The 24,187-nt window shown below is 55.2% G+C and carries 22 protein-coding genes and 1 pseudogene; 10 read left to right on the plus strand and 13 right to left on the minus strand.

All coding sequences use genetic code 11. The features are described 5' to 3' along the window. Window positions 1-170 precede the first annotated feature (170 nt). Window positions 171-1,019: an MBL fold metallo-hydrolase gene (locus Mal52_RS25085; RefSeq protein ID WP_145379274.1), complete on the plus strand. Its 849-nt coding sequence runs from the start codon at window positions 171-173 to the stop codon at window positions 1,017-1,019. 126 nt (window positions 1,020-1,145) lie between these two features. Here Mal52_RS25085 and Mal52_RS25090 read toward each other — a convergent pair whose 3' ends face one another. After that, window positions 1,146-1,346: a hypothetical protein gene (locus Mal52_RS25090; protein ID WP_145379276.1), complete on the minus strand. Its 201-nt coding sequence runs from the start codon at window positions 1,344-1,346 to the stop codon at window positions 1,146-1,148. 122 nt (window positions 1,347-1,468) lie between these two features. Then, on the minus strand, window positions 1,469-1,630 hold the full coding sequence (locus tag Mal52_RS29985) for a hypothetical protein (RefSeq protein ID WP_197533469.1): 162 nt from the start codon (window positions 1,628-1,630) through the stop codon (window positions 1,469-1,471). 314 nt (window positions 1,631-1,944) lie between these two features. On the opposite strand from Mal52_RS29985, the gene Mal52_RS25095 reads away from it, so the two are divergent. Next, complete coding sequence (locus tag Mal52_RS25095) at window positions 1,945-2,337, plus strand: hypothetical protein (protein WP_145379278.1); 393 nt, start codon at window positions 1,945-1,947, stop codon at window positions 2,335-2,337. Window positions 2,338-2,379: 42 nt separating this feature from the next. Here the strand turns inward: Mal52_RS25095 and Mal52_RS25100 are convergent, their stop codons facing one another. Genes Mal52_RS25100 through Mal52_RS25110 form a run of 3 tightly spaced genes read right to left on the minus strand, consistent with a single transcriptional unit; the run spans window position 2,380 to window position 5,576 of the window. Further along, a complete protein-coding gene (locus tag Mal52_RS25100; RefSeq protein ID WP_145379280.1) occupies window positions 2,380-3,213 on the minus strand; it encodes an amidohydrolase family protein in 834 nt (277 codons plus the stop codon). Window positions 3,214-3,222: 9 nt separating this feature from the next. Next, complete coding sequence (locus tag Mal52_RS25105) at window positions 3,223-5,205, minus strand: sodium:solute symporter family transporter (RefSeq protein WP_145379282.1); 1,983 nt, start codon at window positions 5,203-5,205, stop codon at window positions 3,223-3,225. Beyond that, window positions 5,202-5,576 (minus strand): DUF997 family protein, encoded by a 375-nt coding sequence (locus tag Mal52_RS25110; protein ID WP_145379284.1) that lies wholly within the window; start codon window positions 5,574-5,576, stop codon window positions 5,202-5,204. The genes Mal52_RS25105 and Mal52_RS25110 overlap by 4 nt, the downstream gene beginning before the upstream one ends. 728 nt (window positions 5,577-6,304) lie before the next feature. Here Mal52_RS25110 and Mal52_RS25115 point away from each other — a divergent pair. The 3 genes and pseudogenes from Mal52_RS25115 (at window position 6,305) to Mal52_RS25120 (ending at window position 10,563) form a co-directional block, all read left to right on the plus strand. Beyond that, window positions 6,305-7,303 (plus strand): sigma-70 family RNA polymerase sigma factor, encoded by a 999-nt coding sequence (locus Mal52_RS25115; RefSeq protein WP_145379286.1) that lies wholly within the window; start codon window positions 6,305-6,307, stop codon window positions 7,301-7,303. 320 nt (window positions 7,304-7,623) lie between these two features. Next, a pseudogene (locus tag Mal52_RS30625) lies at window positions 7,624-7,884 on the plus strand (hypothetical protein); the annotation flags it as partial. A 522-nt stretch (window positions 7,885-8,406) separates the two neighbouring features. Continuing rightward, window positions 8,407-10,563: an FG-GAP-like repeat-containing protein gene (locus Mal52_RS25120; RefSeq protein ID WP_420824960.1), complete on the plus strand. Its 2,157-nt coding sequence runs from the start codon at window positions 8,407-8,409 to the stop codon at window positions 10,561-10,563. 81 nt (window positions 10,564-10,644) lie between these two features. On the opposite strand, the gene Mal52_RS25125 is transcribed toward Mal52_RS25120, so the two are convergent. Beyond that, entirely contained in the window at window positions 10,645-10,890 is a 246-nt protein-coding gene (locus Mal52_RS25125; RefSeq protein WP_145379289.1) for a hypothetical protein, read from the minus strand. 495 nt (window positions 10,891-11,385) lie between these two features. Here Mal52_RS25125 and Mal52_RS25130 point away from each other — a divergent pair, with 495 nt between their 5' ends. The 4 genes from Mal52_RS25130 (at window position 11,386) to Mal52_RS25145 (ending at window position 14,937) form a co-directional block, all read left to right on the plus strand. Further along, the gene (locus tag Mal52_RS25130; RefSeq protein WP_145379291.1) at window positions 11,386-12,015 is read left to right on the plus strand and encodes a hypothetical protein; all 630 of its coding nucleotides are present in this window, start codon (window positions 11,386-11,388) and stop codon (window positions 12,013-12,015) included. Between the two features lie 25 nt (window positions 12,016-12,040). Then, window positions 12,041-12,310 (plus strand): hypothetical protein, encoded by a 270-nt coding sequence (locus Mal52_RS25135; protein WP_145379293.1) that lies wholly within the window; start codon window positions 12,041-12,043, stop codon window positions 12,308-12,310. Between the two features lie 807 nt (window positions 12,311-13,117). After that, the gene (locus Mal52_RS25140; protein WP_145379294.1) at window positions 13,118-13,441 is read left to right on the plus strand and encodes an HU family DNA-binding protein; all 324 of its coding nucleotides are present in this window, start codon (window positions 13,118-13,120) and stop codon (window positions 13,439-13,441) included. Between the two features lie 110 nt (window positions 13,442-13,551). Further along, the gene (locus tag Mal52_RS25145; protein WP_145380775.1) at window positions 13,552-14,937 is read left to right on the plus strand and encodes an alkaline phosphatase family protein; all 1,386 of its coding nucleotides are present in this window, start codon (window positions 13,552-13,554) and stop codon (window positions 14,935-14,937) included. A gap of 106 nt (window positions 14,938-15,043) precedes the next feature. Here the strand turns inward: Mal52_RS25145 and Mal52_RS25150 are convergent, their stop codons facing one another. The 5 genes from Mal52_RS25150 to Mal52_RS29990 form a co-directional block, all read right to left on the minus strand. Continuing rightward, the gene (locus Mal52_RS25150) at window positions 15,044-16,429 is read right to left on the minus strand and encodes a sulfatase family protein (RefSeq protein ID WP_145379296.1); all 1,386 of its coding nucleotides are present in this window, start codon (window positions 16,427-16,429) and stop codon (window positions 15,044-15,046) included. Window positions 16,430-16,655: 226 nt separating this feature from the next. Then, window positions 16,656-18,308 (minus strand): glycine--tRNA ligase, encoded by a 1,653-nt coding sequence (locus Mal52_RS25155; RefSeq protein ID WP_197534456.1) that lies wholly within the window; start codon window positions 18,306-18,308, stop codon window positions 16,656-16,658. A 253-nt stretch (window positions 18,309-18,561) separates the two neighbouring features. Next, the gene (locus tag Mal52_RS25160; protein ID WP_145379298.1) at window positions 18,562-20,547 is read right to left on the minus strand and encodes a prolyl oligopeptidase family serine peptidase; all 1,986 of its coding nucleotides are present in this window, start codon (window positions 20,545-20,547) and stop codon (window positions 18,562-18,564) included. A 47-nt stretch (window positions 20,548-20,594) separates the two neighbouring features. Beyond that, complete coding sequence (locus Mal52_RS25165; protein WP_231962439.1) at window positions 20,595-20,834, minus strand: CDGSH iron-sulfur domain-containing protein; 240 nt, start codon at window positions 20,832-20,834, stop codon at window positions 20,595-20,597. Further along, a complete protein-coding gene (locus Mal52_RS29990) occupies window positions 20,827-21,003 on the minus strand; it encodes a hypothetical protein (RefSeq protein ID WP_197533472.1) in 177 nt (58 codons plus the stop codon). Before Mal52_RS29990 ends, Mal52_RS25165 begins: the two co-directional genes overlap by 8 nt. A 225-nt stretch (window positions 21,004-21,228) precedes the next feature. On the opposite strand from Mal52_RS29990, the gene Mal52_RS25170 reads away from it, so the two are divergent. After that, window positions 21,229-22,842 carry a N,N-dimethylformamidase beta subunit family domain-containing protein gene (locus Mal52_RS25170; protein ID WP_145379300.1) on the plus strand — a complete coding sequence of 538 codons (1,614 nt, stop codon included), beginning with the start codon at window positions 21,229-21,231 and terminating at the stop codon, window positions 22,840-22,842. 213 nt (window positions 22,843-23,055) lie between these two features. On the opposite strand, the gene Mal52_RS25175 is transcribed toward Mal52_RS25170, so the two are convergent. Both Mal52_RS25175 and Mal52_RS25180 read right to left on the minus strand, forming a co-directional pair. Then, window positions 23,056-23,436, minus strand: a complete 381-nt coding sequence (locus Mal52_RS25175) for a hypothetical protein (protein ID WP_145379302.1) — start codon at window positions 23,434-23,436, stop codon at window positions 23,056-23,058. A 69-nt stretch (window positions 23,437-23,505) separates the two neighbouring features. Continuing rightward, window positions 23,506-24,096, minus strand: coding sequence for a PDZ domain-containing protein (locus Mal52_RS25180; RefSeq protein ID WP_145379304.1), 591 nt, complete (start codon window positions 24,094-24,096; stop codon window positions 23,506-23,508). Window positions 24,097-24,187 lie beyond the last annotated feature (91 nt).

A 24,187-nucleotide genomic window follows, 5' to 3' on the forward strand; every position in this document is an offset into this window, starting at 1 on the left:
ACGGAGGCACGGAGGACACGGAGACGGGAAGAGGCTGTAGGCTTTAGTCTGTAGACCATAGGAACGAGTGGGATCTGCCTTTCTAAGGCCTACAGTCTAGAGCCTACAGACTAGATTCCTCCGTGCCTCCGTGGTGAACGATTCCACAACCAAAAACGAATGCCCCTTCCATGATCCTCGGCGACTTTCAACTCACCACAATCTCCGGCGGCGTTTTTCGTATTGATGCGGGGACGATGTTTGGTGTTGTGCCTAAGGTCCTTTGGCAACGCGTGGTCGATGTCGACGCGAATAACCTGATGACTTCAGCGACGAATTGCGTGCTGATCGAAACTGGTGAAAAGACAATCCTCATCGAAACCGGTTATGGGTCCAAGTTTTCGGAAAAGAAGCGGCGGATCCATGGGGCTGAGCCGGGGGATCCGTTGGTTGAAAATTTGGCTGCTCACGGCATCGGCGTCGAGCAAGTCGACATGGTGATCCTTTCGCATCTGCATTTCGACCATGCCGGGGGAGCGACGCAATTGGACGATCAGGGAAATCCGCGCCCGACATTCCCCAATGCAACCTATGTCGCCCAGCGTTTGGAGTGGGTAAACGCCACGGCAAATTTCCCCGAACTGCAAGGCGCGTATCCGCAGGACAATTTGTTACCCCTTGCCGCAGCGGGACAGTTACAGTTGATTGACGGTGACGTGGAGATCGTGCCGGGGATCCGCGCCGAGGTCAACGGCGGCCATACTGCCGGGCATCAGTCGCTGTTCATTGAAAGTGGCGGAGAAACCGCCGTGTTCATCGGCGACATCTGTCCCATGGCGGCGCACCTGCCGCCGCTGTGGTGCATGGCCTATGACGTCGACCTGCTACAAACACGCCGCGCCAAGCCGCAGCTATTGGGCCGCATCGCTGAGCACGGTTGGTGGGCGCTGTTCGATCACGACCCCGAAATCGCCGCTGCCCGTTTGCAGCGCGATGCCAAACGGGGATTCGCCGTCGCTGAAGCATTGCCGCAACTCTAAACCATCGCAGCTAAGCGTCTCATCCGATTGACCAACATGGGTGCCAGTGTTTCGCAAGTCGCGCACTTATTTGATCTCGCACTGGCGGAGCCAGTGGCACCCCAAATATCCGGGTATGAGATCGTGCTACGTTGTGAAAAATCGAGTACTGCTACCGCCGTTCTCGACGATCGGTACGCGGATGGCGGTGGCGCAGCGGGGGCACCAACCGGCATAAGCGTCGCCGGCGGCGTTGGGGTAAATCCGCTGATAGACGTTGCAGCACTTCAGGTGCACCGACAAAAAAGGGCGACCCGTGGCAGCGGATGGTTTTGGCTTTTCATCCATGTTGAGCCTGCGAGATTCAATGAAAACGAATTGAGGAAAGTCGCACGACGGCGTGGAATTGTGCCTACGAAAAAAGCCGGACTCATCCACTCGTCCGGCTCTTCACAGTGTCTCTTGGGGGTTCAGTCGTCTTGAGATTCTTCGTCGATATTTCGCATTTCTTCGAGAACGACCGGATGCCATTCCATGTCCCGATCATCAGCGGAGACAAAGTTTTGCCGTGCCCACGTCCGCAAGCGAAGCTCCTCTACGAAATCGACATCCACCATTGTAGACGAATACATCCTCAGAACCTTTCCGACTAGTGCGACTGAGTTGTGAAAGACCAACTGCCGAGCCGTGCTCGACGTGCCAAACTGCTAACTGTCGTAGCTATTATCGTACCGATTCCGCCTTCACCCACAACCCGATTCCAGGTTTTTCAATCCAATTTCTGGGGAATAATTGACCAACGATTTCGCCGATATTACCGGTTTTGTTGACCTTTTCGCCTTCAAAACCGACTTGGCGCTGCCCGACAGCCGCGTTACGCTCCGTGCCCAACCTCGAACACTGCAACACCCAACCACGGAACCGTTGCTAGTCAACGGAGATCGATATGCGGACTTTTAGCGAATTGGCTGCTTCACGGCGAGACTGGATTGATCGAATTCTCATCCCCTGGTGCAAGCAGGCCTGCCGCCGCGATTTGCTCGCCGCCCTGCAGGATTGGCCCAATATCGCTGGCAAGGTCGATGCGGATAAAACCCTCTGGTTTTGGGCCTGGAGCCGGTTTCCCGATCTCGTCCACGACGAGTTATCCGGGATTGATGAGACAGTCAACATCGTCGTCACGCTGAACGATGGAACCACCGCCGCTGGATTCCCCGACGCCCGCGAAAGCGATCTCGGTCAACTGGTACTGTTAGCGACCACGCCTGACGCGGCGAATCGTGTCGAACAACTGGGACCGTTCTCCATCGACGATGTCGTCTCGATCACACGCCAGTAGCCGAAGGATTGCTCCTACCGGCTGCGGGATACGTCCGCTGGATTAACTCCGGAAAAAGACCCGTTCGGCCGTTTTGCGGAGAATCCATTCGCGGTCATCGGCTGTGAGGAAATTGAGCTGTTTTTCGATCAACTCGATCGATTGCAGGTACGTATGGTCGACCACTTGAAACGGACAATCGGTAGCCCACATCAACCGCTCTGGCCCATACGCATCGTACACCTGCCGAATCATCGGACCGAGATCCTTATAAGGTGGCGTTTTCTTGCCCAAGGCGTAAAACGCGGAAACCTTGACCGTCACGTTTTTGTGAACAGCCATGTCGCACAGGGCGCGCACCTCGGCTTCGCGAATTTTGCCATCGGTGCCGATGCGGCAGAGATGGTCGATGACCACCGGCGTATCGGGAAATTCCCGGCAAGTTTTGTCCAGCGAAGGTAACGCATCCGTATCGATCAGACAGCACATATTCAGATTTCGCTTCGCGCCAAAAGCGAACATCTTCCGCAGTCCCTCGTTGTCCAACCACCGCTCGACCGGTTGGTCCTTGGGATAGATGCGAAAACCGGTCACGCCCTGTTTTTGCAGTCGGCCCATCCGGATTTCCGGATCCTGGGCGTTTTGGTCAATGACCGCGACGCCCACAAACTGATCGGGAAACCGTTCGATCGTGTCCAGCATGTAGTCGTTGTCGTAACCGTAAAACGACATTTGAATCAACACCACGCGATTAACCCCGGCGGGCTTCATCTGCGCCTGTAACTCTTCAACCGTAAAACTGGGAGGCTGCATGTTCGCCCGCCGGAACCCGGCCGCCAACGGATAGTGTGCGGTATCGGGTGTCCAAATATGCGAATGGGCATCGATGTAGTTCATAGCGGCAGCCTATTCTTCAGCACTCGTGTTGTGGAGATATTTTTTGCGGAAATAGCGATCAACCAACTCCGCCGGCGGTGGGGGCGTCATCAGGGTCACGACATAGACCGCAATGAACGAAACGAACAGCCCAATCACCACCGGGTCGAAATCGAAGAGTTGATAAGGGCGGACGTTCTGGAAGAAATCTTCAAACATGAAGATGCCCGCCACATACATCGACAAGTGGGCCACAAAGCCCGCCAGCATTCCCGAGATCACCCCAGGTGCGTTGGCCCGCGGCCAATACAGGGTGAACACCATCGGCCCCAAAAAGCAGGCTGCCAGTCCGCCGCCGGTGTAAACAATGATGTCCTGCAGATACTGCGGTGGATTCAGCGCGCCGAGCATGGCCCCCGATCCCACGACAAACGTGCAGGCATAACTCAGCAGTTTGACCGTCTTTTCCGACGCCTTGGGATTGATGTTCCGCTGATAGATGTCGCGCACCACGGCGGAGGAAATCATCAACAAAAAGCTGTCCACGGTCGACATGACAGCTGCAAAGGGTGCTGCCACCAGCAGTCCCGCCAACCACAACATTCCCACATTTTTCGTCAACAGAATCGCCATCTCGGGCATGATGCGATCGGTCGTCGAGTCCATACCGGGAAGCAAAATCCGTGCACAGCAGAAGATCACCACCAGTGGGAAATAGATGAACGAAAAATACAACGTGACTGTAAAGATCGACCGTCGCAGCGTTGTCGAACTGTTAAACGCCATCAACCGGACCATGCTACTGGGTTGTCCGGCACCGGAGATTGCCCACATAAAGAAAAACGAAATTGCCAGTGAAAGGGGCAAAAATCCGTTTGAGTTGCTTTTGTGCGGACCGGGACCGACGACATACACGCCCCGCTTCCCAGCTCCAAATTCGTATTCGCTGACCTCAATGTCCGCCAGTTGGTATTCCACCGGTAACTGATCGGTGACGGGATCGCGTTCCAATTGGCCGCTGATACGGGCGATTTCCTCGGGTGTGGTGATCTCGACGACATCCACTTCCTGCACCTGGGTTCCCCCTGGTGGAATCGAGGTGTTTTTAGAAACGCGAAATAACCGCTCTTGCTGATCTTCACCCGGAGCCTTCAGCCAAGTTTGTGCCTGCAGTACGAAACTGTCCTGTTGTGGCTCAGAGAGTTGCAATGTCACCGTCCCAATCCGGGGAGGCGTCATTTTTGCCATTTCCTCGGTGGCATGCTGCATGCCGCCCGCTTGCCAAATGGCCAAGGGCAGCATAATCATCACCCCGATGACCATCACGACCCCTTGCATTACATCGGTCCAGACCACCGCGTGAAATCCGCCATAGGTCGTGTAGATAATCACGGCGACCCCGAATGCGAACAAGCAAATCAGATAGCCAGGATCTACAGCAGCCAAAAACGGCACACCAGCTGTCATCGCATTCACACTGGCAGTCGCGTTGTGATAAAGTTCGACATCGCTCAACAACGTCGTCAGAATCGTCGCCCCGGCTTTGAATTGCGCCACCAGGTTGAAGGTCATGAAAAACACGATAAGCAGCGTGGCTAAAATCCCAAACGCCGCGCTGTGAAAACGATCGCGTAATACATCGGGTACCGTAATCGAACCGGAGATGCGGGCGACTTGGTTGATCCGCTTGCCCAACAACCCCATGGCACAAATCGGCACGACCATGTAACTGCCGATCCACAGCGCCAACGTCCACCCGTGGGAATAAATCTTTGATGGAAAACCGGTGAAACTTCCCCCCGAGGCACTCGTTGCAGCAAACGTTAAGGCAAATGCCCACACGCCCAAACTACGACTCCCCAAGAAGTATTCGCTCATAAAGCTTTTGGATTTGAGCAGTTGGTTCGACATTGCCGCCAACCCGAACACGGCCAGCGTATAGGCCAGAAACGTGTACAGGGCTGCATTGGAACCGGCTGCTAAAACCGGTGTGATATTTAGTCCGTCGCTCATGCGTTTGCTCCCTTTTGTTCCGCTTCCATTTCGGAGATTTCCTCAGCGAGGTCACTTCCTTCGTTTGCGACACCGAGGTCGTCGTCCTTCATGTAAAAGAAGCAGAACCAAATCGTAAACACATTCGAGAGCAGCCAAGGAACTAAGATTCCCCAGCAGACCCAGCTGGGAACACCCATGTAGGTCGAGAAGGTCTCCGGATTGAATTCCTCGTCACTCGGCGGATACCCATAGAGGTAGCAGTAGGGAACGGACCAAGCTAAGCAAGCGACCCAGACACCAAATATGATCCATGCCTCGCGGCGGGCATTGAGAAAGACCGGGTCATACGGTTGATCATCGCGAGCTGGCTCGCGGGAGACTGCATTCATAATTATTGTTGGTCCCCGGGACTCTCCTTGGTCGTAGCATCAATAGATTATCAAATGATGATTGTAATGACGCCGGCGCGTAGTTGCAAAAGGGATGAGGTTGAACTTTTTCGCCGAATGGCAGCTCGATCCTCTGCTGTGTTCATGGTTACTCCTAGCATGGCTGGCGGACGGATCGACACGAAAGGTGCATATTTTCAAGTTTTTTGTTGTCATAAGCTGTTATTGTGGTACAAACTACTGCACCTAGCGGTTGTCGGTTTTGACAATGACAGCATGATGTTGTGTCCCATGTGGCACTTCAGATACAAGGACAGTCCTGGAAAGAGGCTCTCCAAAATTGGTTGACCTCTCTCCGATTTCCAACCACGTCGCGATTTTTAAGGTGATGTCTCCATCGCCAATTGCAACGTAAATGAATTCGTTCTGCTCCTGCAAAACGAATTATTTTGCCCGGCTCGCATCGTCCTGCCATCCCGCAATGGGATTGTCCACTTTCTACCTATCTAGTCACCGCCGTTTCAGCGGTATTCCTAAAAGTAGTTTCATAACCCTCTGGCGCGTCTCACAGACACTGATCTGAAAGTTTCGAGAATAAGCGCAACCCGTTTTTGAAACTGGTTTTAGAAAAGTTCGCCGGTAATCTTCCGTAGCGTTCGACGATCATCACATCTCAGAGACAATCTCAACAAAGTTCAAGGATTGAACCTTTGGCGTAGGAGAACCGCATGAATTGCAATCTTTCACAGTTTCATGCGCCCCGTCCGGATTCAAAGTGCCTGGAATTACTCCAGAGCACCGCACCAGCCTCGCACCCGGATTGTGCTGCGATCTACCAAAAAATTTCAGGCATCAAGATCGAATTTGTTGCCTGCGAAATGTTTTCCGTTCCCGCCGCCCAGGAAAAAATTCTAGCGCCGGCCCCACTTGCCCAGGACACGGCCCATGAACGATTCCTGAACGAATCGGTCAAGAAACCCCCGTCCGGCATCCCTCCCTATCTGGCGAGTCTCTACGAGACACCGCTACTGACTCCGGAACAGGAATTCCACCTGTTTCGGAAGATGAATTTCTATAACTTCCGGGCCGCCGAGTTGCGTGACTCCGTCGAAGCCGCACCCGCCACTGCCACTTACCGGCAACTCGATACCATCGAAGGGCTACTGCAGCAGGCACACGCGATTCGCAATCAAATTGTGCAAGCCAACCTTAGATTGGTGGTTTCGATCGCCCGCCGTTTTGTCGATGCGGCCAATTCGTTCGAAGATCTCGTCAGCGAAGGAAACGTGCCTTTGATTCGCGCCGTCGAAATCTTTGACTACACGCGCGGCTACCGCTTCAGCACCTATGCCACTTGGGCGATTCGTAACAGTTTCGTACGGCTCACGCCGCGCAGTCGGCGGCGTTCGGCGCGGTATCTCACCGGGACCCAAGAGTTATTCGACGAATTCTCCGACGCAGGCATCAGCCCGACCGAATACGAACGCGAGCACCGTCAAATGACCACACTGGTCTCCAGCATGCTAGCCAGTCTCGACAACCGCGAACGTTCGATCGTCATGTCCCGTTTCGGCCTCGATGGATCGGGAACCAAAAAGAAGTTCCGCGAAATCTCCAGCCAATTGGAAATCAGCACCGAGCGGGTCCGCCAGATCGTCGCCCGCGCCTTGGCTAAACTCCGCACGACCCTCGCCGAATCCGGCAACGACTGCTTCGATCTCCACTAGTTGATTCGAGGTACAGGTGTGAGGAAATATAGCCTGAGTGAGTGTGCGGCTGTTGGTTATTTTCCGATTCTGAATCGTATGCTGTGATGATTGGAGTTGGGATCATCAGTCGTCCTAGGTGAAAAAGGTGCGTCGCGACGCATCCTGCGGGCTCAGCTTGTGACCTTTCAATTCCCTAGGTACGATTCACTGCGTGCTCTATTTCCTTTCGGCTACAGGTCATTTCTTTGTTTCGCAACGCCATGAACGACGATCGTCCCCACGCTGCCTCGCCGTCCTCTGCCCGCGCTGCTGCCGATTGGCGGAACCGTATCATCGTGATGGTCTTGATTATCGCGGGCTTGGCCGCAGTCAGATATGCCATTTACGTAAGCCAACAATCTCCCAGCAACGAGAACCTCAAACGGGCCACGCTGGCGTTGTTGAATGAAGATTACAACGCCGCCGAACGTCATGCGAACCTAGTGCTGGACGATCAACCGCATTCCGGCCGGGCACTACTGATCGCCGGTGAAGCGGCCGCCAAACTCCGACGTTATGGCGATGCGGTCAATTATTATGGGCGGATCCCAGAACAGGATCCGGCAGCCCCACTGGGACTTTCCGCCGCGGCCGACATCCTCCTCAAGAGCGGACAACTTTCCGAAGCAGCGGCGCGGCTACGTCGTTTGATTTTGATCGATCCTGCCGATCATCGCGCAGCACGGCAGATGGCCTTTGTGCTGGATGTCTCCGGGCAACGTTGGGCCGCGGAACGGTATCTCTTTCAATTGGTGCGAACCGGCAATGCCAACTTGGACGAACTGTTGCTATTAGGCGACCGCCGCACGTTGCTCACCCTACCACGTGACGAGGAAGTCGATGACTCTCGCTCCGCGGTCGATCCCTTCGTCGTACTAGCACTCGCCAAACAGGCGGTCCGCCGACAGGAGTGGGACGTTGCAGAGCCATTGCTGCTGGAATTGATCGTCAACTCTCCCAAGCTGATCGAAGCCCATGCGCAGTTGGGAATCCTGCGGCAGGAATTCTCGCCATTAGCCGCTTGGCAGGCTTGGCAAGCGGCGTTGCCCTCCGAAGCGGACCAACATCCTGATATTTGGGTCGTGCGAGGAAATCTCGCCGTACAAACCGGCAACATACAAACGGCTGCCCGTTGTTACTACGAAGCGCTGCGCCTGGATCCGAATCATCGTCAGGCAAACTACCTGCTGGGCCAAACATTGACCTCCTTGGACCGCGCCTCCGAGGCAGCACCGTTTTTTAAACGCGCCGAACTGGTGCAACAATTGGAACAGGTATTGTTTGAGATCTACCACGCAGCCGACCGCACCGCCGATCCGGAACTGTTGCGCCGTGCGGCCGAACTCAGCACAGCGGTCGGCCGTTATTGGGAAGCGTACGAATGGGCGAACCATGCCGTGGCTGCCGGTGCCCCGTTGTCGTGGGCGACTCCTTTTTTGGAGGAGACTGAAGTCGCGTTGAATACGATTCCCCCCCGAACCCATCGCCCAGCGACACCGGTTTCTGATATCAATCTGTCGGAATACCCGTTGCCCCAGAGCGATGCGACGAACCCCACCGAGGATCGCCGCCCGTCGCTGGCCAACAGTACCGCCACGATCACTTTCGCCGATGTCACCTCAGCAGCCGGCATCCACTTCACGTATTTCAACGGAGGGAACGCCGCTCAAGAAACGAAAAAGATGTACGAATTCACCGGCGGCGGCATCGCCGTGTTGGATTACGATAACGATGGCTGGCCCGACATCTATTTCACACAAGGCTGCACCTGGCCGCCGGTTGCCGGCCAAACCGAATATCTCGACCGCCTGTATCGCAATCGCGGCGACGGCACGTTTGAGGATGTCACCGCTGCTGCCGGGATCGTCGAAGACCGTTTTAGCCAAGGCGTCACCGCGGGCGATTACAACAACGACGGCTACACCGATCTCTACGTTGCCAACATCGGCCGCAACCGTCTCTATAAAAACAATGGCAACGGCACGTTCAGCGAGGTCGACGACTCAATCGTTACCCAGGACGAGGCCTGGACCACTAGTTGCGCAATCGCCGATTTCAACGGCGACGGCCACCCAGACATCTATGCCGTCAACTACCTCACCGCTGCGGACATCTACGACGTGGAATGCGAGTTCCCCTCCGGCTATCGCGGACTATGTCCGCCACAACGATTCGAGGGACAACAAGACCGTCTGTTCCTCGGCACCGGCGACGGGCAGTTTCGCGACGCCACCGACGAGACTGGTATTGGTGTCCCCAACGGAAAAGGTCTGGGGCTATTGGTCGCTGATTTTACCGGGAACCAACGACTGGACATCTTCGTCGCCAATGACGGCGTCGCCAATTTCTTTTTTCGCAACACCACCCCCACCGACAGCCAGAAATTACACTTCACCGAACAAGGACTCGCCTCGGGGACTGCTTTGAATTTCGAGGGGGTTGCCGAAGCTGGTATGGGCATTGCCTGCGGAGATGTGAATGGCGACGGGCAGCTCGACTTGTTTGTCACCAACTATTATCAGGAATCCAACACGCTGTATCTGGGTCGCGGCGCCGGATTTTTTGAGGATGCTACCCGCCGCGCCGGCTTGCATATTGTGAGCTTGCCGTTTCTGGGATTCGGTACGCAGTTTCTCGATGCCGACCTGGATGGTGACTTGGATTTAGTGATCGCCAACGGCCATGTCGACAATCCCCCCGGCGACCCCAAACCGTATCACATGCGTCCGCAACTCTTCCGTAACGACGGCGCAGGCCGGTTCCAGGAATCGGCAGCGGAAAACCTCGGCCCCTACTTTCAAGCCGCACATCTCGGTCGCGCTCTGGCTAAGATTGATTTCGACGGCGATGGCCTGGAGGACATCCTCATCTCTCATCTCGACGCACCGGTCGTGCTGCTTAAAAACACAACCCAGCGTCCCGGCAACTCCCTCCGCCTCCGCCTCCGTGCGACCGGGTCCCCCGTCGACGCCTTGGGGGCAACCGTCATGGTGACCGCGGGTAAAAAAACTTGGCAACGACAACTCACCGCTGGCGATGGATACCAAGCCAGCAACGAACGGCAACTCGTTTTCGGCCTGGGCCGGCACTCGACCATTGATCGCTTACAAATCCACTGGCCCTCCGGCCATGAACAAGTCTTCACGGACATCGCTGTTGGTCAAACATTAGAAATCACTGAAGGCGAAGCTCCCCAACCGATCGCGCGAAAACGTCCCGCGGTTGAAACGGCCAAGTGATTGTTCACAGTGCGCCCCGCCGAGCGCACAAAAAAACCGCTTGCAACTGCAAGCGGCGTTTCCACGATTGTCCCAGCGCGACTACGACGGCGAGAAGCCCAAAAATATCCCGGCTACAATGGGAGCGATCGACGCGATTTGCAACAAAAACGGCCGGCCAGCTTTGTTCCAATGGATGACCAAAAAGAACAACGACACAAACGGCAGAAACAAACAGCCCAAGCCCCACAGGATGTTTTCCGAAAACGCTTCAAACAAAAACCAAAGCCCGCCGACAATGCTGCCCAGCATGCCGAGATAAAACAACGTCATTCCCAAGATTTCCATGCGATGTTCCTAATTGATTAAGAGCTGGAGAGATTTGCCTAGCGAAGCGAGAAAACGGCGCAGCATCTCCTCGCACAAGTCACGCTGAAACGTATGTCGCGGGAGCGTATCCCGCAGAGTTTTTGCGGGATTGGCACGTCACCTCACGGAGGCGAGGAACGGTTATGCGGAATTTCCCGGCAATGCGGTATCAATTGTTGATAGCTCTCGTCAGTCCGGTGGCTGCCTGCCGCAGCCCGAAAGAATTTGGCCGAAGGCCATGTAGACCGCTGGCAATGCGGTCTTGTGAATTTGGCCGTTGGCCAAATCGGCCGAATGGATGTTTAGTTGAATTTATTGCCGGGTTGTGCGACCTCCACGATTGATTTGGGAAGCACTTGTCTTCGCGCGAAGGGGCCCCATAGGTCAGCAATCACAAATATCGATATACAACTCCTTCGAATTCCCGTATATCTAAGGATATGTCAGTAGCGAGCGCCGCCCCGAAACTTCCATTTGGATGAGGAAGAGATGCTGATTAAAACCAAGCGAAAACTGTTATGGATCGCGCTGATCGGCACGATGCCATTCTTAGTTTTTACGATGATTTGGGGTCTGTTCCTATTGAACTGTTTCAACCCCATGCAACTCGCTTTCATCTCAGATTTCGAGATCGAGAATAAAACGCAACAGCCTATCTGGGTCACACCGGTGGGGACATTCAACTCCGGCATCAAGGCTGTGTTACCGCAATCAATGGCGGCTTTCCCAGCGATTCCCGCATGGCATTCTCGTGACCTACCGATCGCTCCAGGTGCGCGCCGCCGTGTCTACTATGATTGGGACGACATTAACTTTTCGGAAATCGTTGTGCGTGACGCGGTCGGTACGGTCGCCGTACAGCTTGTTGATGCCCACCCGCCCACAAAAGATTACTATGCCAACAAAATGGATCTCTATGAGATATCCGACATTGGAACACTTCCGACACCAACTCCCGCTGTGACGAAAGCCGTTTCACCTCCGCCACACCAAACTCTTTTTTGGACTCTTGCCGTGTGCGGGCTGTTAGCCCCATTTCCCTTAATCTGGATCCGGCGACAGTTTCGACGCTTGCCAAAAATGCACGCGTCACCAATCAGTTGAAACTGCGGCGTCGGGAGAACTGTCGATGTTAGTGCTTACCCGCGAGGTGGGGCAAAAGGTGATGTTCAATGGCGACATCGCGGCAACGGTGTCGGTCATCGGACGCGACTTTTGCGACGTAAACATTAGTCATCGCGATGGTCGCCCGATTAGCAACGTGACTCTTCGTATTGGGATGAGCCGCCAGGAATTGGCGCACGGCGTGTGGGGTCACCTTGTCAGACTGACAGCTCAGGAAAAGGCTCATTTCGCTTTTGAAATTCCTGAAGGAGTCACGTTCGCACGCGAAGCATAGGGCCGGACGATCAGATGCAGCCCGGAATAATTTGGCCAAAGGCCTCTTTCCACCTTAGCCTCGGCAACGCCCCAGGTGGAAGAATCAATGGTCCCCGTTTGGCCGAAGGCCATGTTCAACGCTGGCAATCCGGTCTGATGAATTTGGCCGGTGGCCAAATAAATGTTTGGTTGGGATCGCATTCCTGGGACGATGCCCCAGGCTAGGGTGTCGAATGGCCGTTGGCCATTCTTTGCATGGAACGCCTGATGTGCTAAACGACGTGCCTCACACATTATCAAATGACATGTTCATTCCCCGATACATCCGCCGCAACGGAACTGGTTCGACGACCTAAATACTCGCCCATCAACATACAACACGGCGATGTTCCGGTGCGGAAAATCATCGGCTGCGGCGGCGCGATCTGGGCGAGGGATTATCGCTATCAGTGAGCGTCACAGTGACACCGGTAGACGCGCAAATCAACGCGTAACAACCATGAAGAACAGGCGAATCGACGACGCGCTATGTGCAGAGAAGATTGGCTCGTAAACCGCCGCTGTTGGTCGCCATGGGGCGTGGACAGCGAAAAACGATGGTTTTTCCCTGTTTTCTGCGGGAAAAAGGCGGAAATTCGTGTGAGTGTACATTGACAACTTGCTTGCACGAGACTTAACTACTACACCAATGACGCTTGATATTGCGGGCGCAACGGCGAATTGGCCTTGGATGGGCGAGTGGAATTCGTTGCCGTGAAATCAAGACAAATGAGATTACCCACCAGTGTTGCGGTATCCGCTTGACCCCGATGGAATAGGAGCAAACATGGCGAAGAAAGCAGCAACCCTGAAGCCGTTGACCAAGACCGAGATCCTCGCTTCCTTGGCAGAATCAACCGGCTTGACGAAGAAGGAAGTCGGCAGCGTTCTTGAGGAACTTGGCAGTCTGATCGGTTCGAGCCTTGGCAAAAAAGGCCCGGGCGTGTTCAACGTTCCCGGCTTGATGAAGGTCAAGGTTGTCCGCAAACCGGCCACCAAAGAACGCGAAGGCATCAACCCCTTCACCAAAGAACCACAAATCTTCAAAGCCAAACCAGCACGCAACGTCGTCAAGATTTTGCCGCTCAAGGGATTGAAGGACATGGTCTAAGCGACCGTTTGGCAACGTGCCAAACTACGGAATCAACCTGAAAGCCCATTCCGCAACGCGGTATGGGTTTTCTCTTTGGACTGCTGCAATCGACCGAACAGGAACGACTCATGCCCAAGCCGCTGGTGGTCATTAATGTCGTCGGACTGACGCATGAACACCTCGGTCCGCACACTCCCAACATCACAGCGCTCGCTGCCGAGGGATTTGCCCAACCCATGGGGACGGTCCTCCCCGCCGTCACGTGTTCCGCGCAAACCACGTTGCTCACCGGGCTATTGCCCCGCGAGCATGGGATTGTCGGCAACGGCTGGTATTTTCGCGACCTCTCCGAAGTCTGGTTGTGGCGGCAGTCGAATCGTTTGGTGCATGGTGAGCGGATCTACGAAGCAGGCCTCCGCCGCGATCCCGCCTATTCGACCGCCATCATGTTTTGGTGGTACAACATGTACGCGCGGGCCAATTGGTCCATGACGCCCCGTCCCAGTTATCCGGCGGATGGCCGCAAGGTCTTCGACTCGTATAGCCAGCCGCCGGAGTTGCGCGACCGTCTGCAAGAAAAGTTCGGCGTGTTTCCCCTGTTGCGTTTTTGGGGAGCGGGGGCCGACATCACCAGTTCGCGCTGGATCGCCGAGGCCTCCGTCGAGGTGATGACCACACACAGCCCATCACTCACGTTAGTTTATCTACCGCATCTGGATTACAACCTGCAGCGACTGGGACCGGACGACCCCGCTATCGCTGAAGATTTGAAACTGGTGGATGCCGAAGCGGGCAAGGTGATCGACGCGGCCCGCGCCCGCGGCGCGGAGGTCGTGGTCCTTTCGGAATATGCGATTACATCAGCACAAAAACCGGTCCATATCAATCGCGTCCTGCGCGATTCGGGGTATCTGCAAATTCGCATGGAGCCGCTTGGCTGGGAAACGTTGGACTGCGGAGCCTCCCGCGCGTTTGCCGTCGCCGATCATCAAATCGCACACGTCTATGTGGAGCGTCCCGAAGATATTCCCACCGTCAAAAGTCTGCTGCGCACGACCGACGGCATTGAACTGGTACTGGACCGGGAGGAGCAAGCAGAGTTCGGCATCGACAACGCTCGGTCGGGAGAGTTGGTAGCCGTCGCTGCGCCGCAGGCATGGTTCACCTACTACTTTTGGCTGGATGACGAGTTGGCACCTGACTACGCGCGAACGGTCGACATTCACCGCAAACCAGGCTACGACCCGGTGGAACTGTTTCTCGATCCGAAACTGCTTGCGCCCAAATTGCGCATCGCCTCCCGGCTACTCAAGAAAATGCTCGGCTTCCGTTACTACATGGATGTCGTCGGACTGGATGCAAGCATCGTCCGCGGCACGCATGGCCGACTCCCCACGCCTGGACGCGAAGCTGCCGAAGCTCCCGTCTTTATCAGTTCGTCCAAAGCAATTGAACGCAGCGATATCCCCATGACAGCTGTGAAGCAGATGCTGCTCGACCTGCAATTCAAATAGTGCTCTGTTGAAAGTGAAACAATAACGCGCCGGGTGCCACTGGCAGCTTGCCCGCCAGTGCGTTACAGAGGCAATTTCCCAAGCAAACCGGCCGTTCAGAGCAGCATCACTCGTAGTTGTACTTCACCACCCAGGGGTCCTTGGTCTGCTCCTGAAACGTCCGCAGCTTCGCCTGCAACTCTCGCAGCTCATCCGCATAAGCGGGATTGTCCGCGAGGTTCTCGATCTCTTTGGGATCTTCAGCGATGTTGTACAGCTCGTGACGTGGGCGATGCAGATAGGCATCGACGCTCCGACTGCCATAATAGGAATCCTGCCGCTTGAGCACGCCTTGCCACGTCAGCGAGTCATGCAGATCCGAAGCGAACGGAAACGGCAACTGGTGCGCCAGATTCAACACGTACTTAAACTTTTCGGTGCGAATCACCCGCATCGGATAGTACATCGTGATCTCGTGAAACGTGTGCGACCCGAACACCTGATCCCACCCCTCAGGTTGTTCCTCCTCCAACACGGGTAAGAACGAGCGGCCATGCAATGGGTAATCTGGCCCAGCTGCTCCGGTGAATTCGAGAATCGTTGGCACCAGATCGACCCAACTCACCATCGCCTCGGTCCGCACGCCGTGCCGTTTCTGATCGGGAGACCGCACGACCAAGGGTAGATTCATTCCTGGGTCATACAGATTCGTCTTAGCTCCGGGGAAAGGGATGCCGTTATCGCTCAGATAAATCACGAGAGTATCGTCCGCGTGCCCCGTGTTCTCTAAAGCCTGCATCAACCGCCCCAGACCTTGATCGGCGCGATTGACCGCTTGGTAGTACTCGGCCAACTCCGCGCGCGACTCCGGGCTGTCGGGCAGATAGTGCGGCACGATGACGTCGTCGGGGGAGACCTTGTTTTCCTTCACGCCAGGATACTGCCGGTTGTTTGCAAAACCGACGCGGGCACGGTGTGGATCCGCTGTGCAGAAGTAAAGGAAAAACGGCTGGTCATCTTTTTCACGGATGAACTTCTCCGCATTTTCCGCCATCTGCACGGTGCTCCGCGCGCCGCCGTTGAGTCCTTTGTTGGCATACGTCTCGAAGTGATACGTCGCTTCGGGCTGCACGTGGTACTTGCCGATTGAGCAAGTGCGATACCCCGCCTTGGCCAACAGGACCGGCAGGCTTTTCACGAATTTCAACGTATGGAAATTGTGGTAGCTATGTTGATGCCCGTATTGCCCGTTGGCGTGATTGTGCAATCCACTGAGAATCACCGACCGGCTGGCGCTGCAACTGGCGGTCGTGCAAAATGCCCGAGTGAACAATGTCCCCTCAGCGGCCAGAGCATCAAGATGTGGGGTGGCAATTTTATCGTTGCCATAACAACCCGCATCCAATCCTTGATCGTCTACGACCATCATCACCACGTTACGTAGCGGTGCAGCGACAGCGGTCGAACAGCTCAGCACAATCGTGATTGCAACCGCGGCGATCAATCGAAGCATGAACGGGCCTTTCCAAAAACCTGACGGCAATAATTGCTCGCATTGAATGGCGGTAAGTTTCCTACTGAGTCGAATGCGATCACAGTTTGTCCCCCAAAATGGGTGCCACTGCTGGCTTGTCCAGCAGTGCAAATAGCACAACTAGTAAAACACTGCTGGCAAGCCAGCAGTGGCACCCGATTACCGGGCAATTTCTAGTTTTTCGAACGATTGTTAGCCGTTCGGCTTAAGCGTTCAAACGTGCTGAAATCTCGGCGACAACGTCGGCCAATGGAATTCGAGATTGTTCCAACGAATCGCGATCCCGCAGTGTCACGGTGTTGTCCTCGGCCGTTTGGCCGTCCACGGTGATGCACCACGGTGTGCCGATTTCGTCTTGCCGTCGATACCGCCGGCCGATGGCCGCCTGTTGGTCGAACGTGCAGGCGATGCCGGCTTGTTTCAGATCGCGATACAGCGCAGCAGCCGTTTCGGGCATGCCGTCTTTTTTGATCAACGGAAAGACGGCGACCTTAATTGGGGCCAATTGCGGATGAAATTTCATATACACCCGCGTTTGCATCTTGCCCTTTTCGTCCGGCTGCTCGTCCTCTTGATACGCTTCGCAGAGAAACGCCAAGGTCGCTCGGTCCGCACCGGCGGCCGGTTCGATGACGTGCGGGACAAATCGCTCACGGGCCTGATCGTCGAAGTACCGCAGGTCCTTGCCGCTGCCGCGATATTTCGGTTGGCCATGCTCATTTTGTTCGACAACCAACTCTTGGTTTTCATCGAGCACCAACTTGCCTTCCATGTGAGAACGCAAGTCAAAATCGGCGCGGTGTGCGACGCCCTCCAGTTCGCCATATTCGCCATCGCTGAGGAACGGATAGGCATATTCGATATCCGCAGTCCCCACCGCATAGTGCGCCAACTCTTCGGGCGTGTGATCCCGCAAGATCAGACGATCCCCCGCCAGGCCGTATTTCACATACCACTCGTACCGTCGGTCGCGCCAATATTCGTACCATTTGCGTGAATCATCCGGATGGCAGAAAAACTCCATTTCCATCTGTTCAAATTCCCGCGAGCGGAACGTGTAATTCCGCGGCGTGATTTCGTTGCGGAAACTCTTGCCAATCTGGGCAATGCCGAAGGGCACCTTGACCCGGCCGCTATCGACCACGTTTTTGAAGTTCATAAAGATGCCCTGCGCCGTCTCGGGCCGCAAAAAGGCGGTGCCTTCTTCACCCGCCATTGCGCCGACGGTCGTCTTGAACATCAGATTGAATTCGCGGGGGGGCGTCAATTCACCACGACATTTTGGGCAACCGGCCGCCGGTCCCCCCAGAGGCGCTTCGTGCAAATACTCATCCAGGCTCATCGTCACCTGTTCGCACTCAATATCGTCGCCAAATTCCTTTTTATATTGACCCACCGCTTGATCGAGCCGTTTCGACTGAGTTTTGGACAACCCGGTGCCTGTTTCCGCATCGACGATAAACGTTTCACAAGCGACCGGTTTTTTATCACCAGTGACTCGCCGAACCGCCACCGTCACATGATCCACGCGAAAACGGCTTTTGCATTCTTTGCAGTCGACCATGAAGTCGTGAAATAGATCGTAATGCCCCGAGACCTTCCAGACCTGCGGATGCATGATGATCGAGCAATCCAAGCCGGTCATCGAAAACGACGACGGGGCCCCCTCCAGCACGCTCAATTCGTCGTGCCGCGTAATCATATCCTTCCACCACGCCTCTTTGACGTTGCGTTTCAATTCCACGCCGAGCGGACCGTAATCCCAAAAACCGTTCAGCCCACCATAGATCTCCGAAGACTGAAAAATAAAACCCCGCCGCTTACAGAGGGCGACAATCTTGTCCATTTCCTTGGCCATGCTGATCTTTCTGTCTCGAAATCGTTTGCTACGCTGATGTACGGCAGTGGTCCACCACGGAGGCACGAAGCTACAAATAGGCTGTAGACTTTAGACCCTAGGCTTTAGGAAAAGCATAAAATGCCAACCCTAAAGCCTACAGCCTAAGGCCTATAGTCTAGTTTGCTCCGTGGTGAATTTTGTTTGTTTAAACGGCCCCAGCCCACATTCTAGTGCGGTCGGGCGGATTCACAAGCACTCGTTGGCGGGTGGATTAATTCGCTGGTTTCAAACCGGAGGGCAGATGCCACAGCGAGTTGAAAACGTCGGCGAATACGGTCTCTTCCTGGTATTGGTCGCCCTCTTCGTCCCGCGTGAATTTTTGCACGGCAATATCTCCCAATCGCGGAAACAACCAAGAATTGGAAGATTTGAAATCCTTTTCGTGCATCGTGTGGCCGGAATTGATGACAACGTAGCGCCGCGGGTTCAACGGGTTGGGATAGACCAACGACAGCCCGTGCAGGTTCGGGTCATAGTCGACACCCTCGACCGTAATTTTGTCCTCAGTCCATTGAACCGGTAGTTTGGCAAGCACTTTTGCCAATAGGGAATTCGAACCGGGATCGCCAAAGAGCACCAGGTTTTTGTTCGCGATCATCTCCTCGGTGACCTGTGTGTCGTCGACGATGAGCACTTTGCCCCGCAGCCATTTGTCGAACTCCGCTGAAAACCGGTCCAGCGTCCAGGTGGCCCAATCATGATTCGCTTGCGACCATGGCTTGCCGGTACCCCGCACGCAGACAAACGGTTCCATAAAGGCGTCATCAATCGGGCCTTGCAGATCGTGGCGTTTGTGCAGATCAGGATTTTCCGCAAACCTTGCCGCTTGGTCCGCGGTCAGTTTTCGCCATTGCCCCTCCTCGAGAACCAGCGTCGCCCAAACCACTTCGTCGGTTTGCGGCGGCTCGAAGCTGATGGAACTGCCGTCGATGATCAGATTCGGCGAAATACGGGGATCAACTCGCAGCGCGCTGACGTTGGTCGTGGTGACCTTCAACGTGTCGTCGGCAACGATTTCGGAGGTCACAGTCGCCGGTTGATAAACCAGCGGCATCTCCTCAATCGTCAGCCATTCGCAACGATTGTATTTCAGCGAATAAGTAATGAAGCGGATCTCCTTTTGTCCCGGCAGTGCAGGGCGGCCTGTTTGGGAATGCAGGCGATGAAACTCCATGAACTTCTTCAGGCTCTCCGGATCAAACTTGTGCCCCATCCCCGGGCCGATCAATTGCGCGATGTTCACCCCATACTTCTTGGCGGCTGCCACGCACATTGTGCTGGCGAGCAACTGCGCGTCCTTTTCGCCGCCATAGGTGATCACCGGCACATTGTCGGCATTGAGCGCATAGTCGACGGCATCATAAATGTGCAGCAGATAATGTTGATGGGGTGGCCGGAGTTCGGTTTGTTTTTGGTACGTATAGAAATCCACAAACCCCGCACCCGCTCCCACGGAGGACCACAGCGACGGATGATGCAGGCCCAAATGCCATGCGCCCGCTCCCCCCATCGAAAACCCCCACAACGTGATGCGGTTGTCGTCGATGTTGTAGCGGCTTTTCACGTCGGCGATCGCCTCGAACACATCAGTCTCACCCGCCCAGCGATAGGCGTTGTTGGTTCGCCCATAGACGTCGAGTTGAATCCAATCCTGCCCACTCTCCGGCGGACGGTTGTCGTGTTGCTTGATGAATGAGACCTCATTCATCCGGCCATTGCGGCCGTGCAATTTGACGTACAGCGGCCATGCTTTGTTCGATCCGGGGGTATAATTCTGCGGCATTGACAAAGCATACGGTTGGACCGACTCGTCCACACGCGAAACATAACCCCGCGCCGTCGTGCCGATTTTGGTCATCCAAGGCGATTTGCCTGCTGCCAGTTCACGGACCCGCTGTTGGCCTAACTCGAGCACCGCCAACGTCTGTTTGGCGTAGTTCTCACGATAAAACTCACTGTGCCGCGCGATCCAGTCCGCCGCCTTAGAATAAATTTGCACATCAGCCATCAATTGCGGACCAATTTTTTGCGCATCGAGTTCAGCAATGCTCTTGTCCAATGCCGCCCGTTGTTCGCGGATCTTGGCGAGATCCTCATCCGATGCGGACTGTGCGAAAAGCGGAGACGCCGCTGCGACAACTAATAACAAAGCGATTAGCAGCCCGCGGACCGAACGTATTTTATAATGGTTCATCATGTTTGTTTTCGTCAAATTCCCAGGTGATCAATTAAACAGCCATTCCACTAAGAGCCGGATCCCTCCGCTTCAAACCCGGCCTGCTTATGCGCGCCGTCACAAAACGGCCGGTTCGCCGTCTGTCCGCAACGGCAGAGTACAAAATCAGCGCGGTTGCCGACGTCGATTTCGTTTCCTTGTGAATCAACCAGCTTGACCGGTCCACTGACCAGATACGGTCCGCGATCGCGAACCTTGATGGTGACCGATTCCGGCATCGACTTGTTCTCTTCGCCGAGATTACTCATCTTGGATGTCTTCAATCCGTTTTCGGCAAGCATCGATCTCCCGTTCCACGCGAGCGACCTCATCCGGTTCATCCGTCTGTTTTCGTGCAGATGTCAGGACCTGTTGTAGCTTGGACAATTTTTTACGCTCGACGTCCAACTGTTTCTTCTGCTTCTTATTCAAAGCCATCGGTGATGCCTTCTTGGCAAAATTGTGATCAAAACGAACACCCTGTTTTTTGACGTGCTGCTTTGAGCAGTTCGGTTCACAACACGTTGCTTCAATTCTAACACCACAGACGACTTAGCTCCACACCCCCGCTCCAAGAGCTAAGGGCGGCCCGTTCGCATTTTCAACCGGCCATTGGTATCGTCGTAAAAAACATCCCCCCGTTGACGTTCGGGAGAAACCACCATGCTTGTCGGCTATGTCAGCAACGAACGCTATGTCGCACTGTGCGACGTCGCATTGGAATTCGCCAACGATTCGATCACCCTGCAGGCTCGCTCCTCCGCCACCGGAGCCATCCATGCCGACATCCCGCCGGGAACCTACCAGGTCGCCCTCCAGCATCCCGGCTACGGGTCGAAGCGGGTCACGATGACTGTCAATCCAGACCAACCGTATCATTTCCGGTTGCTCACAGATTGTCTGTTGGGCTACATGTGGCCCAAAGCGGCCGCTGCCGGGGAAACCTCGGAATTTCGTGTCCATGCGGTCGAAGAGTACCGCCTGGAACTGTGGCGGTACGGAGCGGAGAAACAATTCATCCGCCGCATTGGCACCTTCGATGAACATGGTCCGCGGGCCACGATGCAGATTACCCCCGACGGCGACTACACACAAACCGGTGTCCAGTGGAACGACCAGGGCTACAATCGCGTCGCCCAAGGCCAACACCTCAAGGCTCCCGATCATAGCGGACTGTACTACTTGCACGCCCGCACGAAATCAGGCGACTTTTTTTCCTTCCCATGGGTCGTCTCCCCGGCGAAACCAAAATCCGCTGTCGCTGTGTTAGCCAGTGACTTGAACTGGAACGCCTACAACAGTTTCGGCGGCCGCAGCAATTACATCATGCCGGACGAATTTCCCGCCGTGCCGATCGTCAATTCCCGCCAAGAATTGGAACGGTATACCCGCGCGGACCATTTCAATTATGGCAGCGAAACGTATCAACCGTTGTCGCTGGATCGCCCCGAACCGTACAACCACATCGACGAACGGGAACAACTCGCCGATCCGGTCGAAAGCCGCCAAGGCTGCCATCTCGCGCCGACGGAATGGCGGTTTTTAGGGTGGATGGAACAGCAGGGACTCGATTACGACCTGTACAGCGAAAGCCAATTTCATTTCGATCGCTTCAACCTAGATGACTACCGCACGTTAATCATCACCACGCATCCGGAGTATTGGACGCGGCACATGTACACCACGCTCAAAACCTGGGTCTACGAGCGGGGCGGGCGGCTGATTTATCTCGGTGGCAACGGTCTGAATTGCGAGGTGGAGTTCCAGGGGGACGACCATCGCGTTGTGCATCACAACGGCGTTTGGCATCACCCGCCCATACTCGTCGAGCATTTCGGCACCCCGGAGATGCCCTACGAAAGTCGCATGCACGCGCGACTGGAATCCGAGGCGAACCTGCTGGGTGTCGTATTCACCTTCGACGGTGCCATGGGAGCAGCCCCCTATCGCGTCGTCGACGAGACGCATTGGTGCTTTGCGGGGACGGGCCTAAAAAACGGGGACACCTTCGGCCACGAAAGTCAAAACCGCCGCGTTCCCGGCGGAGCGTCAGGGCACGAAACCGACAAGGTCTCCCCCAGTTCGCCGAAGAATTTGAAGATCCTCGCTCAAGGGACCAACCCAGGTGCCGGCGGGGCGCACATGATTCATTATGAAACTCCGACCCACGGTGAGGTCTTTTCAGTCGGCAGCATCACTTGGCCGGCGAGCCTGCTGATGGACGAACAGGTCTCCACCATCACCGCCAACGTCATCCGCCGCTTCGCACAGGCGTAAGTCTTTGCTGCCGGTGTAATATAAAATTAGCCACAGATTGAACACAGATCAAACACAGATTTTGTGAGCCGTTCATCCAAGGTAAGGTTGCCCCCTCATTTGGATCAACGCGCGTCGCCCCCCTAAAAAATAACGGGACGCACACCCACTTTTTCTCTGCGTTCTATCCGTGTTCCATCTGTGGCTAAGAATTCAAACAGCTAACGGTGGCCATTAGTGCCAAGTGCCGTCTTTGCCGAGTTGAATCTTGTACTTCGCGGCCGGGTCGCCCAGGTCGAGTTTGTCTCCCACTTCCCATGCCGGTCCGGTGGAATAGGAATTGACTCCCCGCGGCGGGTAATGGATGCGGTCCAGATTGACGTGCGGACGGTACCCATATTCGTACCAGGCTCGCTGGTCCAGCCAATAGGAATCCAAATCTTGTTGCTTAACAATGGCTCCCAGGTCGCGCCGTCCCAGAATATTTTCTTTACCGGTGACGTTTTGAGCATCGCCGAAAGCGCCGGTGACGTCTTGCGCATCGGCGGTCGCAGCCAACGGCGCGACGGCCAAAATGCCGGCAATCACCCATTTGATTTGCAGAATATTTCGCATTGAACTTCTCCGAAAAGGTGTCTTTTTCAGTTGAGTTGATTTTGCTTATCAGAAACTCGAAAGCAGGCGTTATTTTTTCAACGCTTTGACTTCCGCCCGCAATTCTTGAACTTCCTTCAAAACAGCCTGCATGGTGATTTCCAGGCGTTGATTCTGTTCCATCAACCGCCGGAACATTTCGGCGTTCATGTCTTTGGCACTGACGCCGGCGAATTTGGCGGAGTTCGGATCGCGCGGGTCGCGGCGCATCATCTCGTGGATATAACTTTCGTGAAACTCCCGCAAGCTCCCCACGATGGCGGCCAGCTGCACTTCGTTGTCCCCACGCATCACCGTAATCGTCAACGCGGAACCCGGTTTGGATTTTTCAACAGCTTCGATCAGCATTTTGGGTGATGTCAATTTTTCATCGCCCACACTGACAATTTTATCGCCAACGCGAACCCCCGCACCCGCAGCCGGACCACCCGGAAAGACCTTCTTGACCAGGGCTCCCCCTTCAGCTTTCTCATCCAGCACCACACCGATCCAACCAGCGCTGGGCGCTGCTGCAGGTTTCGACCCCTTGTCGGCCGCGACACCCGTTGAACTTTGCCCCAAAGCCAGTCCCAAGAGCACCAGCAAGGTTGCGGCACCACCCCATTTGAGCATTGACATCATTGACTCCTAACCTCGATTAGTAAGCTTTAACCTGGTTTTCATGAACAAAAAGACCTGTTTCGCCCCGATTCTCCACCAGCAGTGAAGTCAA

It is taken from the genome of Symmachiella dynata, assembly GCF_007747995.1.
Lineage (GTDB): Bacteria > Planctomycetota > Planctomycetia > Planctomycetales > Planctomycetaceae > Symmachiella > Symmachiella dynata.

Coding starts and splice junctions, on each gene's coding strand:
- Mal52_RS25085 (WP_145379274.1), top strand. CDS start 171: ATGATCCTCGGCGACTTTCAACTCACCACAATCTCCGGCGGCGTTTTT.
- Mal52_RS25090 (WP_145379276.1), bottom strand. CDS start 1,346: ATGGATGAAAAGCCAAAACCATCCGCTGCCACGGGTCGCCCTTTTTTG.
- Mal52_RS29985 (WP_197533469.1), bottom strand. CDS start 1,630: ATGTATTCGTCTACAATGGTGGATGTCGATTTCGTAGAGGAGCTTCGC.
- Mal52_RS25095 (WP_145379278.1), top strand. CDS start 1,945: ATGCGGACTTTTAGCGAATTGGCTGCTTCACGGCGAGACTGGATTGAT.
- Mal52_RS25100 (WP_145379280.1), bottom strand. CDS start 3,213: ATGAACTACATCGATGCCCATTCGCATATTTGGACACCCGATACCGCA.
- Mal52_RS25105 (WP_145379282.1), bottom strand. CDS start 5,205: ATGAGCGACGGACTAAATATCACACCGGTTTTAGCAGCCGGTTCCAAT.
- Mal52_RS25110 (WP_145379284.1), bottom strand. CDS start 5,576: ATGAATGCAGTCTCCCGCGAGCCAGCTCGCGATGATCAACCGTATGAC.
- Mal52_RS25115 (WP_145379286.1), top strand. CDS start 6,305: ATGAATTGCAATCTTTCACAGTTTCATGCGCCCCGTCCGGATTCAAAG.
- Mal52_RS25125 (WP_145379289.1), bottom strand. CDS start 10,890: ATGGAAATCTTGGGAATGACGTTGTTTTATCTCGGCATGCTGGGCAGC.
- Mal52_RS25135 (WP_145379293.1), top strand. CDS start 12,041: ATGTTAGTGCTTACCCGCGAGGTGGGGCAAAAGGTGATGTTCAATGGC.
- Mal52_RS25140 (WP_145379294.1), top strand. CDS start 13,118: ATGGCGAAGAAAGCAGCAACCCTGAAGCCGTTGACCAAGACCGAGATC.
- Mal52_RS25145 (WP_145380775.1), top strand. CDS start 13,552: ATGCCCAAGCCGCTGGTGGTCATTAATGTCGTCGGACTGACGCATGAA.
- Mal52_RS25150 (WP_145379296.1), bottom strand. CDS start 16,429: ATGCTTCGATTGATCGCCGCGGTTGCAATCACGATTGTGCTGAGCTGT.
- Mal52_RS25155 (WP_197534456.1), bottom strand. CDS start 18,308: ATGGCCAAGGAAATGGACAAGATTGTCGCCCTCTGTAAGCGGCGGGGT.
- Mal52_RS25160 (WP_145379298.1), bottom strand. CDS start 20,547: ATGATGAACCATTATAAAATACGTTCGGTCCGCGGGCTGCTAATCGCT.
- Mal52_RS25165 (WP_231962439.1), bottom strand. CDS start 20,834: ATGAGTAATCTCGGCGAAGAGAACAAGTCGATGCCGGAATCGGTCACC.
- Mal52_RS29990 (WP_197533472.1), bottom strand. CDS start 21,003: ATGGCTTTGAATAAGAAGCAGAAGAAACAGTTGGACGTCGAGCGTAAA.
- Mal52_RS25170 (WP_145379300.1), top strand. CDS start 21,229: ATGCTTGTCGGCTATGTCAGCAACGAACGCTATGTCGCACTGTGCGAC.
- Mal52_RS25175 (WP_145379302.1), bottom strand. CDS start 23,436: ATGCGAAATATTCTGCAAATCAAATGGGTGATTGCCGGCATTTTGGCC.
- Mal52_RS25180 (WP_145379304.1), bottom strand. CDS start 24,096: ATGATGTCAATGCTCAAATGGGGTGGTGCCGCAACCTTGCTGGTGCTC.